Consider the following 11,894-nt stretch of genomic DNA (forward strand, 5'->3'; position numbering starts at 1 on the left):
CCGATATTTCCGGAATTACTTATATCTGCATTCAGGTAAAAGAAAATTCTCTGGAACATTTTACAGCAGAGGACGCCGTAATCGGCTAATTAAAAGTATTTATTTACAAAAATGCACAGTTCCCGATAAGCTAAGAACTGTGCATTTCTTTTTTCTTCAGTTTTACAATTTCTCTATTTTTCAAACAAGAACTTCTCGATTTCAAATGGCGATAAATAAATCTCTCCACCATCATCAGTTTAATTTTTGTTTAGATTAACGATTTCTTTTTCCTGTATTCTCTGTCCCTCGGATTTCCTCATGATAGAAATAATCTACGATCACCGGATGTCCCTGCGGGACTCTGCCATAAGGCATTTCATTATCCACAAATGGGCAATCATACTTCTTAGCCATTTCCTCAGCTTTTACTTCAAGTGCTTCAAAGTAGCTGCGGTTATGCTTGTTATAGATCTCGTCGTAAAGTGGTACAAGATCAGGATATTTTCCGGCGATATAATCCATAATTGTCTTTTTGAAACCGCCTCGAAGATTGAGATTTTCGAGCCAGAACAGATCGCACTGATCCTTTACCCGCTCAAAGATTGCTTCAAAATCCGTGATACCGGGGAATACCGGAGATACGAAACAGACTGTACGGATACCTGCTTCATATACCTGCTTCATAGCAGCGATACGGCGCTCAATGCTAGAAGCAGAGTCCATATCGTTCTTGAAATTTTCATCTAGTGTGTTGATCGACCATGAAACGGTTACTCGTCCAAGCTTCTTCAGCAGATCAATATCTCGTACCACAAGATCCGACTTTGTGCAGATCAGAATATCTGCGTCACTGCCGATCAGCTGCTCCAGAAGTTTTCTGGTATTCCCGAATTGCTCCTCCTGTGGATTGTAGCCATCTGTCACAGAACCGATGACCACCCGCTGTCCGGCATATTTCTTCGGATTCTTAATTTCCGGCCAATGCTTCACATCAAGGAAAGTGCCCCATTCCTCCTTGTGTCCGGTAAAGCGTTTCATAAAAGAAGCATAGCAATACTTGCAGGCGTGTGTACAGCCTACATATGGATTGACCGAGTAACCGCCTACAGGCAGACTGGACTTGGTCATGATGTTCTTTGTTTCCGCCTCATTAATGAGGATTCCATTTATTACTTCTGCCATGATCTCTGTACCTCCAACACTTTATTGAATTCATCCGGCATTTCCTGAATCATATTTTCATTCCCTATGATAGGGACAAGATCTTCCTTCATAAATACCGGAATGTCAAGCATATGCGCCTGATCTGTCAGAGACCATGCCCACTCCGGCTCCGTATGAACCTTCCTGCTCTGAACTCCAGTCATGGTACCGACAACGATCCAGTTGATCCCGGAAAGATCAACTGAACCTGGATTGTCGAATAGCGGCTCAAAGGTAACATGATAGTGTTTTGCTCTGACATTTTCCCGTAGTGCGTCGATACGCCACAGTTCTGCTTTTCTCGTCACCGTAGCACCAAACCATGCGTTTTCCAAATCTGTATCAAAATCCAGCAGATCTGGTCGCTTTGTAAGGAACAGGAACTGATGCTGTGGATTTTCACGGATTTTTTCAAATACCTCGTCTCTCCATTCTGACTTCCAGCCGGAAAGATCGCTCATGCCGGTAAGAAGAAAGTTCTGCGGACGTTTCTTTTCCATCATCTTGAGCTTACCCGGAAAGAATTCAGGGTCAGCAAAGTCATCAATCATATGCCAGCGTTTCACATTATTGCGGGCATAGCAATATGCACACCCCACTGTACATCCGATGACGATATTCATGTTTTGAATCTGATCTTTGATACAAATACTCATGATTTCTGCCACTCCTCAAGATTCTTTCTGATACGGTCGAGGCATTCCTCAAACTGGGTAATTTCTTCCTCCGAAAAACCTTTGTAGTAAATACTGCCCATTTTATCAGATACAGAATCGTATTTGTCCTTTAAGGCATGTGCTTTTTCAGTCAGAAACAGGAGTGTTTTCCTTTTGTCCGTTTCAGACTGAACACGTCTTATCAGCCCTTGATTTTCCATTCTTTCCAGCATCGTAGTAAGAGAAGTTATCGCTAATCCACATTTAATCGAGAGTGACCTGATTGAGATTCCATCTTCCTGCCACAGTACATAAAGAATACGCCCCTGAGCTCCGTTAAACGCATCAATATTCTTTTCGCTGAGAATCTTCTCAAAGATTCGATCTCCAAGTTGTTTTATTTTGGTAACAAGAAATCCGCCATTCATTTTCATGCAAAAACTCCTATATAGTATTTTATCAAATAATACTATATAGGAGTTTTACTGTCAACAGTTTGTATGTCTAAGTAGAAGTAAATCCCGATTTTACGCTTTCTTAATCGGATGTCTAATTACAGTTTTCCATTTATCTGGAGCAACCTTTTTTGCATCAGACATATAAATCTCGTGGTGCAATCTATTTCTATACAAATTCCGCACTCTTTCCAAATGTGACACAGGAGATAAAATCTGCTTCCTGTTCTCCGTCACGTTTATATCTTCTATTTACCGCAAGTATATATCTTGCTACTGCCATATCATTATCTTTTTAAAGATTCGGTAAATAATAGTCTCCCACTTTTGTGTATTCGATTTTCATAATGATTTCCTTTCGCTTTTCATAAAATTATCATGTTATCTGCGTAGGATGTACAGTTTTTCATTAAAATTTTTTCACATAGAAGACATTAAGTGGATATCAACCAGATACCAACTGGATGTCAGAAATGCCGCAGGCTTCAAAATGGCTCTGCGGCATTTCTGTGTATTTCTATTTGTTTCTGTCTGCTTCTGTAAGTTTCTATATACTTTTGTTGTTTCTATATGTTTCTATGTTTACGGGCGGATCACTTTTCCTGCTTTTGTGAGCTTTTCCGCTATGGTATACATATTTGTTACGGTTCCCACTGCCGGTTCCTTCAGTCCATAGAAGTTCACGCAGGTTCCGCAGGTCAGGATCTCTGTTCCCTGCTCCTGTAAGGTCTTAAGGTCTTCGATACATGGTGAATCCTGTGCAGTAAGTCTGGCTCCGCCATTATAAAACAGCATAACTGACGGCGGTGTCTCCAGCTGTGTCAGCGCATACACAAATCCCTTGATCAGGATCCCACCAAGCTCCGGATCTCCGTCGCCCATCTTATCAGAAGTGATGGCAACGGTATAATCTCCCTCAGGAACAGCCGGTGTGCAGACGATCTCAGGCTCTGCCTGGCTTCTTGCAGCAGGATCAGATTTTACTGTCATATTGATCTCGTAACCACCTTCTGTTTTTCTGGATACGAAGCTGCATCCGGCACTTCCGGCAAGTCTGCTTAAGTTGTTTACTGCCGTTTCGTTGTCTACCAGGATTAAGATCTCGTCTCCCTGCTCTGCCTTGTCAAGGATCTTCTTGGTCATCACCACCGGGATCGGACACTGCTTTCCCATCGCATCTACTGTGTGCTTCATACGTATTTCTCCTGTTTTCTGTGATTTTTTTATAATTGTTTTTTATCATTATTAATTTATATCATTATTGCATTTTCGCTGTTTTCTTTGATCTTTTATTTCTGCTCCAGTTCATGAGCCTGTTTGAAGATCTCACAGGCGCCTGTATTTACACATCTCTCATGCGCGCAGTCCATAAAGGTCAGCTTCCTGCTGCCGTTCTCCTGCCGTGTATACTCACAGCAGACGGTTTCGCCCCCGTTCATGGTACGGCAGAAACCGGATATAAATTCCTCTTCAATCTCCATTTTATCCCTCCGACGGATTCTCAGCAATCTGGGCCGATGCGATCTCCTCCAGCATTCCTGTTTCATTGTAGGCTTCAAACTGCTCCTCTATCTTTCCGAGGATATCTGCATACTGACGGAAGGCCTCCGCCAGCTCATCCCTGTGTTCCGGAAGCTTCTTGTAGCAGACACGGTGCTCCATGCTTGCCCAGAGATCCATGGTCATCGTCCTCAGCTGGATCTCCACCGGAAAATACTCCATGGTATCCAGATAGTATACCGGAACTGCGATGATCACATGAAAGCTGCGGTATCCGTTGGGCTTTGGATTCTGTATGTAATCCTTCTCTCTGATAAAGATCAGCTCACTCTGCCGTTTCAGCGCATTTACAAGATTATATATATCATCAATAAAGTAGCAGATCACACGGATCCCGGCGATATCCCGGAGATGATCCTTGGCGTTCTGCACACTGTCCGAATGCCCCAGCTTCTCCAGCTTCTTTTCGATGCTCCTCTTGGATTTGATCCGTTCCTGGATATTGTGGATCGGAGATACGGAAGACTTCTGATACAGACTTCCGTTGAGCACTTCAAGCTTGGCGCGCATGATCTGGCATGCATTCTGGTATGGCCGGATGCAATCGTAATACTGTTCGTTTGTCATGAAACCCCCTCTTTCTCATTTGCTCAACTATATTATATATTACCTGACAAATGTGAGCGATCTGTATTAATTTCCTAAGATTTCCCTGACAATTTTATTAAAATTCTATAAAGTCTCCGGCATCAGTCTGAAAGCTTATGGATAAAAAGACCACTGCGGAGCTTCGGCTCAAACCAGGTGCTCTTTGGCGGCATAAGCTTACCCTCGTCTGCGATCGTCATCAGCTCCTCCATAGATGTAGGATACATGGCAAAGGCAGCTCCTCCTGTCTCATCTGCAGCTGCTGCCAGATCCTTAAGCCGGTGATTTCCTCCCATAAAGCGGATCCTCTCATCGGTACGCGGATCACTGATCCCCAGAACCGGACCCAGGACCTTATCCTGAAGAATAGACACATCCAGCTGACCTACGCTGTCTTTTGCCGCATAGATATCCGGATATGCCTTCAGATGGAACCATTCTCCGTCTACATACAGCCCAAAACAGTGTTTCTCCACCGGTTTACATGGAAAGCCCGGCATTGCCATCAGCTCAAAATTAAACTTCATACTTCCGATAAAGGCTTTGGGTTCCATGCCTTTGATGTCCTTTACGATCCTGTGATACGGAAGAATAGTCAGCTGGTCATACGGAAATACCACTGACAGGAAAAAGTTAAATTCTTCTTTTCCGGTGTAATCCGGATGCTCCGCTCTTTTCTTCTGTCCCACCTTTACTGCGGAGGCTGCTCTGTGGTGGCCATCCGCAATATAGATAGATGAGATCCCGCCAAAAAGGCTGTCTATGGTCCGAATCGTTTCTTCCTCATCTACGATCCATACACGATGTGTGATCTCGTCATCGGAAGTAAAATCATACACCGGAACATGTGTATCTTTCCATTCTTCCATAAGAGTAAGAAGCTCTGCCGGATATCTGCACGCCAGAAAAATAGGGCCTGTGTTGGCATCACAGACATCCACATGACGGATGCGGTCCTGCTCTTTATCCTCTCTTGTAAGCTCATGCTTTTTGATCACACCATTCATATAATCATCAATGGAGCTGACACCTACGATTCCTGTCTGGGATTTTCCCTTACGAATCAGTTCATACAGATAATAGTTCGGTTTCTCATCCTGGATCAGGATCCCTTCTTTCTGGAAACGATCCAGATTTTCCCTTGCCTTCTGATAAACCATCGGATCATAAAGATCGGTTTCCGGATCCAGATCCATCTCTGCACGGTCTATATGTAAAAAAGATTCCGGATTTTTTTCCCCGATCTCTCTCGCTTCCTCTCTGCTGACTACGTCATAGGGAAGTGCAGCCACCCTTTCTGCTTTTTCCGAAGCAGGTCTTACTGCCCGAAATGCCTGAAATAAAGCCATTGTGTTTTCCTCTCATTCCTGTCCGGCCATACGCCGGCCTTTCTTAATATTTCTGCTTATAGCAATCCTCAAAATAATGCATCTTAATACAGCTCAGCAGAGTGTGAAATCCTGCGTCAGATATCTTTGCCGTGTTAGTTTGCAGAAAAATCATCCCGTCCATTCTAACACATATCAAAATTTCCCGCAAACCTTTATCCGGCCCGTTTGAGGTCACTGTTCATATGGAATCTTTCCCATGGAAGACCTGTATCTCACAGGCGCCGGCTCCATCCTGTTTTATGACTTAGATTTGTTCAGCTCCGGCAGTACTGTCGCCAGCATGGTAAAAAAGCATGCACAGCCGCCTACAAGGTTGGAAACCGGTTCCGCCCAGAACACGCCGTCTGTTCCCAGGCCATTCACATGAGGCAGCAGGAGCGTCAGCGGTACTACGATCACTACCTTTCGGAACAGAGAAAAAAAGGTGGCCTTTTTTGCCTTTCCCAGTGCCACGAACACGCTTTGCCCGGTAAACTGCAATGCCATAAAGCAGAAGCCGAAAAAGTAAATATGAAGGGCGGGAACTCCCTTTTCCAGAAGCCCGGAATCGCTGTTAAAGATCCGGATAAAAAATTCCGGAAGCAGCTTCAGGATCCCCCAGCCAGCCAGGGTATAGATCACACAGACAGCTGTAATAAATTTAATTGCTTTTTTGACTCTGTCGTAAGCTTTTTCTCCGTAATTAAAGCTCATAACCGGAGAAGCCCCTGTGGTAAGCCCATGGACCGGCATAGTGAAAATATCACGGACAGAATTTAAAACTGTCATGATTCCAACATAGATATCACCGCCCCAGGTCTGGAGTGTGGCATTACATACCACCTGCACAAGACTGTTTGTAAATGCCATAAAAAATCCGGACATACCAAGGCTTACGATACTGCCCACTCTTTTCCAGGAAATCTTCATGGCACTTTTTTTCAGGTTCAGGATCGCCTTTTTTCCTGTGAGAAAGCGCAAGACCCAGATGGCAGAGCTGAGCTGGGATATAATGGTCGCCAAAGCTGCTCCACGGACTCCCATGTGCATTCCAAAGATAAACAGGGGATCCAGAAGGATGTTCAGTACTGCACCAATCAATATCGTAAGCATTCCGGTGTTTCCAAAGCCCTGGCTGTTTATAAACGGGTTCATTCCCAGCGTGATCATCACAAACAGGGTTCCCAGAAAATAGATCCTTATGTAATCTGCCGCATAGGAAAAGGTTACATCACTGGCACCAAACGCATAGAGGATCGGCCTGTAAAAGATAAGGCCGATGGCTGTCAGGATCACTCCTGTGCCGATCAGCATCACAAAGGTGTTTCCCATGAGCATTTCTGCTTCTTCCTGGTTTCCTCTTCCTCGTTCCATGGAGCAAAGCGGTGCTCCTCCATTTCCAAAAAGATAGGTAAATGCAGTGATCAGACTGATAATGGGAAAACATAGTCCCACTCCTGTCAGTGCGGTGGCTCCGATATCGGGGATCCTTCCGATATAGATCCGGTCTACAATGTTGTAAAGGAGGTTCAGGACCTGTGCAATGATCATCGGCACAGCTACCTCCATAATGTTACGATAGACATTTCCTGTTGAAAAGTCTGTCTGATGTGTCTGCATTTCTTTACACCTTCCTGCTTTTTTACTATTGTAAATAATACTATATCTGATATGCAAAGTAAATTCAAGAAGCGTGTTGCTGAGAACAGAGTGACCAGTAACGTGAACAGTAACTATCTGATTATCCGTGTATTTATTCCTTGCTATTTTTGTCTAAAAAAGTTATAATAAAACCATAAAAACGGTAATGATTCCACGTAAAACCGGTCAAAAAACCACATTACCGGGAATCTGTTCCGCATGGAGGTATTTTTATGGATAATAATTATAAGGGCATGGCTGTAGGTGTTTTTGAGCTGGATAACCTGGTTGCCTGTTTTGTTGCTCTTGATGCTGCTTCCAAAGCAGCCAATGTCAGGATCCAAAGTGTTGAGCGTAACCGTCTGAAGAGTGGCGCCTGTGTCAAGATGCGTGGTTCTGTTTCTGACGTTAATGCAGCTATGGAGGTTGCGCTGGAGGCAGCCAAACCTCTTGGTAAGGTTGTTTCTCATACTGTGATCGCTTCTCCTTCTGAGGATACTGAGATTGCACTGAAGATGACGATCAATAAATAAGGGGGGCGACGGATTTATGAATTATGGTGCTTTTGGTTTAGTTGAGGTTGTTGGCAGCAGTAATGCGATCCTGGTGATCGACCAGATGCTGAAGACTTCTGATGTTTCTTTTCTTACCTGGCAGACGAAGTGTGGTGGTCATGCCACTGTTTTTCTGACTGGTGATGTTTCTGCTGTTACGGCTGCGGTTGACAGTGTAAAGGGGAACCCGCCTTGTGAGATCGTAGCTTCGGCAGTGATCTCCAATCCTTCCGGTGAGACGGTTCGTCTGGCTGAGGAAGAAGCGGCTAAGAATCATTTTATGTAGGATATATCTATTTGTATATTTAATATTTAACGAACGTACGCAGGGAACCGCCCTGGCGTGGCGGGAAGGGCTTCGTCGTCCGCTGGCTTCTAAGGTGCTGCGGCTTCTGCTAAAACCATTCCAAAAAGTTCTGAACTCGCGTCCAGACGCTCAGACAGCAGAACTTTTTGGAATAACGCAGAAACCACACCACCTAAGAATCAGCAGGACTCCTGCAGAGCATCCCGCCACGCCAGGGCGGTTCCCTGCTGGCTTTTATACGAGTGAAAATTGTCTCAGACACGGTGATTTCACTCCAGTTCACCCTCTATGCCACACGTCAACAGCTCTTTTCGCTATATTCTTCAACCTTACGCCTCCACTCTAGCCTTCCACTCCTTCGCACGTCAGCCGGCGAGGTACCGTCTGGTTTGTGCTGGCTCTGCAGGAGGGGTGCGCTTCTTAGGCGGCGGGAATCTGCGTTGTTTGGAAAAAGCCAGCTGTTTGAGCGGCACAGCCGCGAGTTCTGGCTTTTTTCAAACGGTTTTAGCAGATTTCCGGCGTCTTAGAAGCCAGCCCCCGACGAAGCCCCAGCACAAACCAGACGGTACCTCACCGGCGTCCGTCCGAAAAATCCACATCCACCATCTCCCTTCCATCTTCCACCTTCATCACAGCCACATCCTCCCGATGTGCCACAACCACTCTCTTCCCTCCGACATCACCGGAAAGCTTCATCAGTTCCTCATAATACTTCTTCGAAAAAACACAGGGATTCCCGGTCTTCCCATCATGCTCCACACAGGCGATTCCCTTCCCATCTCTCAAAAACACATCCACCAGTCCAAAAACCGTCTCCCAGCGTAACCACGGCTGATCTGCCACCGTAAACAGACACGCATCCATCTCCCGGTTGACCCGCAGCCCGATCTTCAGTGAGGAAGATATCCCCTCATCCGGATGCAGATTGTAAAGAAACCGTTCGCCAAGCTTCTCTGCTTCCTGTGCAATCTCCTCATACTGTGTGACAACTGTGATCTCACATTTATGTCCCTGTGCCTCCAGTGCCTCCTTCACTTTTTTCAGTTCCAGAAGAATATGTCTGTACATCGGCATTCCGTCTATACTATACAGCAGCTTATTGCTTCCAAACCGCCGGCTGTTTCCTGCTGCCAGCATGATCAGTCCCAGTTTCATATCACCGCTCCTCTTCTTTTCGATTCCAGCTGTTTACACTTCTCTGCAGGCTGCCGCAGATCACCATGATCCCAGCCTCCTGACCTTGCGCCATAAGCTTCTCCGCCATACTGGGATCCTCCAGAGTATCTGCCTTGTTCAGATACGCGAGAAATCTTCGCCCGTCCACGCCTTTTTGCAATCCGGCTTCAGACCGGATGATCTTCCACACATCCATCCATGTCACAGGCTCATCTGTACGCTTTCCCAGAAATCCCGCCACATCATCCGGACGGTGTGACGTATCACAGATCTTTTTGCCGATGCAGTCAAGACCGATCACTCCTACTACAATATCTGCAAAAGAAGGGATCACCGGCTCATGAACAGCCGGTACTTTAAGCGGCCGGCGCCTGGATCCGTCAGCTTCCACAAGAAGAAGATCACAAAAGCCGGGCAGCTTTTCCAGGATCTCCTTTTCAGGGCCGGAAATCTTGGGCTGTCCGGCCTTATGATGTGCCGCGATAACGTATCCGTATTGTTCTATAAGCCGGCATGATCCCGAAACATCCTCTGCTTCTGCAAAGGGATGTTCCGGTTCCCATGCCATATGTGTGGTTGTGGTCACGATCACCCGTTTTCCCTGTCCGGAAAATTTTTCTGCCAGTCCAAGGATCAGACTGGTCTTTCCGCCTCCTCCTGTGAATGCCACAGTAAGCGCTTTTTCATTTTTCTTCATGACACACTCCATTTATTCTCGTACTTCTTCCGAGGAAAAAAGCTCTGTATCGGTCACAGTTCCTCATTCTTTACGGCTTTCTCTTTTCCCGGAAGCACTCCGCAGGAAAGCAGCACCTCCAGTACTCCCCCTGCGATACACCTTGCCTTGTCTGAGATCGTAAAACAGTTTTTCTTCTGTTCTGCCCTTGGGTCAATGTCCGCGATCTTCATTCCCGCAAAAACAGGATAACCGTCCCGGATCAGCCCACGGATCACGCCGGAAATAGCAGCCTTCACCGGCGTATCACCTACCATGGCGATCACCTGGTCTTTTTCAACAAGATCTGCGATCTGACAGATGTTTTTCATGTTACCGGCTGCCGGTGAATGGATCACACGTTCCTTCCCTATCCCCGCGATCAGTCCCGGCACTCCGGTATTCGGCAGAGCACTGCCTTTTTTTATGATCCTTCCCAGGTTATGTCCACGCATGGTCTCGATCACATAATCCACATCCTCCCCTGCGGTAAAGCCCGGGCCAAGTCCCACAGTCAGTGGAGCCATGTCCCTGCTGGTCCCAAGATTCTTTTTTGCAAGGATGGCATCGATCACTGCCTCCGGCTCCAGTTCGCGGATATATTTTCCATCGGTATCTGTCAGAAGGGGGATCTCTCCCTGTGCCCAGCATTTCCTGCACTGGGTCCGGATATCGTCCTCCGTGACCCTCCTGCATACAACGCCTTCTACCTCTGCAGTTCCGTCATAAACGGCTTCACAGAAAGCCACATGACGGCGGATGGCACTTGGACGGTCACATTCCAGGATCAGGATCTGATAACCACTCTGATGAAGCTTGTGGATCACTCCGGTGGCCAGATCTCCGCCACCGCGCACAAGAATCATTTTATCAGTAAATACCGCTGTTTTCATCTTCATACACCTGCTGTCCGTTTCCCGGCATTCCTGCCGCAAGAGTATCATAAAGTTCCGCATAGGTTGCATCCTTATACGGGGATACATAAAAGAGTCCCACGATCCCTGCCGTGATCGCCGAAAGGACAGACCAGGGAATAAAGGAAATATCCAGGATAAAGGTATCCATCTTCTGTCCGTCCATCATCTCACGGCTTTTTGCAAATACTTCCTTTGTGCTCATATCCGGATATTCCGCAAGAAGATAAGGTATCATCTTATATTCGTAGGATTTTACCACTCCGGGAATAATAAAAAGCAGCGTCCACAATACAAGATACAGGTCCCGTAAAAACATGGTTTTTACGATATTACCGTAATTCCCTGAACGAAATACACTGAGGAGCTTTCCGGGCCCGGGTACAGAATAAAGATTCTCAATGTAAAAATCTCTTCCGCCTACCTCCAGAACATTTCCCACAAAAAAATGGAAAAGGATTCCGATCAGAGCCACAGCTACCACGGCACTGGCACTCAGAAGCGCAAAAAGCACTGCCAGTGGGGAGCGAAATACATGGCTGACATAAGAAGTAACGCCATTGATATCCGTACCCAAACGATACGTTGTAACACCGTAATCCGGACTTGCCACATTTCCGGCACTGCCTGTGGCCGCACCGCTTCCGCCGGTTGCCATCACAATAGCCAGCACCAGACTTACCAGCACTGCTGACCAGTAATTTTTTTTGAATGCCTGTTTTCCACGCCATTTCAAGTCACTACGTTTCCAGCTGATCTTCTGTTCATTCATA

Annotated in this window: 14 protein-coding genes and 3 pseudogenes; 3 read left to right on the forward strand and 14 right to left on the reverse strand. The window is 46.1% G+C overall.

Features of this window, described 5'->3' with window-relative positions; all coding sequences use genetic code 11:
* Positions 1 to 89, forward strand: a pseudogene (locus tag MUB50_RS17215) (cupin domain-containing protein); the annotation flags it as partial.
* 166 nt (positions 90 to 255) lie between these two features.
* Here MUB50_RS17215 and MUB50_RS11100 read toward each other — a convergent pair.
* The 10 genes and pseudogenes from MUB50_RS11100 to MUB50_RS11140 form a co-directional block, all read right to left on the reverse strand.
* Entirely contained in the window at positions 256 to 1,164 is a 909-nt protein-coding gene (locus tag MUB50_RS11100) for a radical SAM mobile pair protein B (protein ID WP_117920231.1), read from the reverse strand.
* Positions 1,152 to 1,841, reverse strand: coding sequence for a radical SAM mobile pair protein A (locus MUB50_RS11105; protein WP_244791105.1), 690 nt, complete (start codon positions 1,839 to 1,841; stop codon positions 1,152 to 1,154). The genes MUB50_RS11100 and MUB50_RS11105 overlap by 13 nt, the downstream gene beginning before the upstream one ends.
* Positions 1,838 to 2,275: a radical SAM mobile pair system MarR family transcriptional regulator gene (locus tag MUB50_RS11110; RefSeq protein WP_118041147.1), complete on the reverse strand. Its 438-nt coding sequence runs from the start codon at positions 2,273 to 2,275 to the stop codon at positions 1,838 to 1,840. Before MUB50_RS11110 ends, MUB50_RS11105 begins: the two co-directional genes overlap by 4 nt.
* A gap of 93 nt (positions 2,276 to 2,368) precedes the next feature.
* A pseudogene (locus tag MUB50_RS17370) lies at positions 2,369 to 2,464 on the reverse strand (GyrI-like domain-containing protein); the annotation flags it as partial.
* A gap of 7 nt (positions 2,465 to 2,471) precedes the next feature.
* A pseudogene (locus tag MUB50_RS11115) lies at positions 2,472 to 2,588 on the reverse strand (single-stranded DNA-binding protein); the annotation flags it as partial.
* 290 nt (positions 2,589 to 2,878) lie between these two features.
* Complete coding sequence (gene yedF / locus MUB50_RS11120; RefSeq protein ID WP_118623818.1) at positions 2,879 to 3,490, reverse strand: sulfurtransferase-like selenium metabolism protein YedF; 612 nt, start codon at positions 3,488 to 3,490, stop codon at positions 2,879 to 2,881.
* 95 nt (positions 3,491 to 3,585) lie between these two features.
* Entirely contained in the window at positions 3,586 to 3,777 is a 192-nt protein-coding gene (locus MUB50_RS11125; protein ID WP_244791107.1) for a hypothetical protein, read from the reverse strand.
* Position 3,778: 1 nt separating this feature from the next.
* Positions 3,779 to 4,423: a GTP pyrophosphokinase gene (locus tag MUB50_RS11130; RefSeq protein WP_138277433.1), complete on the reverse strand. Its 645-nt coding sequence runs from the start codon at positions 4,421 to 4,423 to the stop codon at positions 3,779 to 3,781.
* A 122-nt stretch (positions 4,424 to 4,545) separates the two neighbouring features.
* A complete protein-coding gene (locus MUB50_RS11135) occupies positions 4,546 to 5,793 on the reverse strand; it encodes a DUF1015 domain-containing protein (RefSeq protein WP_244791109.1) in 1,248 nt (415 codons plus the stop codon).
* A gap of 279 nt (positions 5,794 to 6,072) precedes the next feature.
* Positions 6,073 to 7,434 carry an MATE family efflux transporter gene (locus MUB50_RS11140; protein WP_244791111.1) on the reverse strand — a complete coding sequence of 454 codons (1,362 nt, stop codon included), beginning with the start codon at positions 7,432 to 7,434 and terminating at the stop codon, positions 6,073 to 6,075.
* A gap of 254 nt (positions 7,435 to 7,688) precedes the next feature.
* Here MUB50_RS11140 and MUB50_RS11145 point away from each other — a divergent pair, with 254 nt between their 5' ends.
* Positions 7,689 to 7,988: a BMC domain-containing protein gene (locus MUB50_RS11145; protein ID WP_015524766.1), complete on the forward strand. Its 300-nt coding sequence runs from the start codon at positions 7,689 to 7,691 to the stop codon at positions 7,986 to 7,988.
* Between the two features lie 16 nt (positions 7,989 to 8,004).
* Positions 8,005 to 8,295: a BMC domain-containing protein gene (locus MUB50_RS11150; protein ID WP_021651696.1), complete on the forward strand. Its 291-nt coding sequence runs from the start codon at positions 8,005 to 8,007 to the stop codon at positions 8,293 to 8,295.
* Between the two features lie 591 nt (positions 8,296 to 8,886).
* Here the strand turns inward: MUB50_RS11150 and MUB50_RS11155 are convergent.
* From MUB50_RS11155 to MUB50_RS11170, 4 genes are read right to left on the reverse strand one after another with little or no spacing between them, the layout of a single operon-like run.
* Positions 8,887 to 9,471, reverse strand: a complete 585-nt coding sequence (locus MUB50_RS11155; RefSeq protein ID WP_118515901.1) for a nucleotidyltransferase family protein — start codon at positions 9,469 to 9,471, stop codon at positions 8,887 to 8,889.
* A 1-nt stretch (position 9,472) separates the two neighbouring features.
* The gene (yqeC, locus tag MUB50_RS11160; protein ID WP_244791113.1) at positions 9,473 to 10,189 is read right to left on the reverse strand and encodes a selenium cofactor biosynthesis protein YqeC; all 717 of its coding nucleotides are present in this window, start codon (positions 10,187 to 10,189) and stop codon (positions 9,473 to 9,475) included.
* A gap of 53 nt (positions 10,190 to 10,242) precedes the next feature.
* A complete protein-coding gene (yqeB, locus tag MUB50_RS11165) occupies positions 10,243 to 11,106 on the reverse strand; it encodes a selenium-dependent molybdenum cofactor biosynthesis protein YqeB (protein WP_330637517.1) in 864 nt (287 codons plus the stop codon).
* Positions 11,078 to 11,893: a DUF975 family protein gene (locus tag MUB50_RS11170; RefSeq protein ID WP_118623804.1), complete on the reverse strand. Its 816-nt coding sequence runs from the start codon at positions 11,891 to 11,893 to the stop codon at positions 11,078 to 11,080. The genes yqeB and MUB50_RS11170 overlap by 29 nt, the downstream gene beginning before the upstream one ends.
* Position 11,894: the final 1 nt, after the last annotated feature.

This window comes from Blautia sp. NSJ-140, assembly GCF_022868965.1.
Taxonomy (GTDB): Bacteria; Bacillota; Clostridia; order Lachnospirales; family Lachnospiraceae; genus Blautia_A.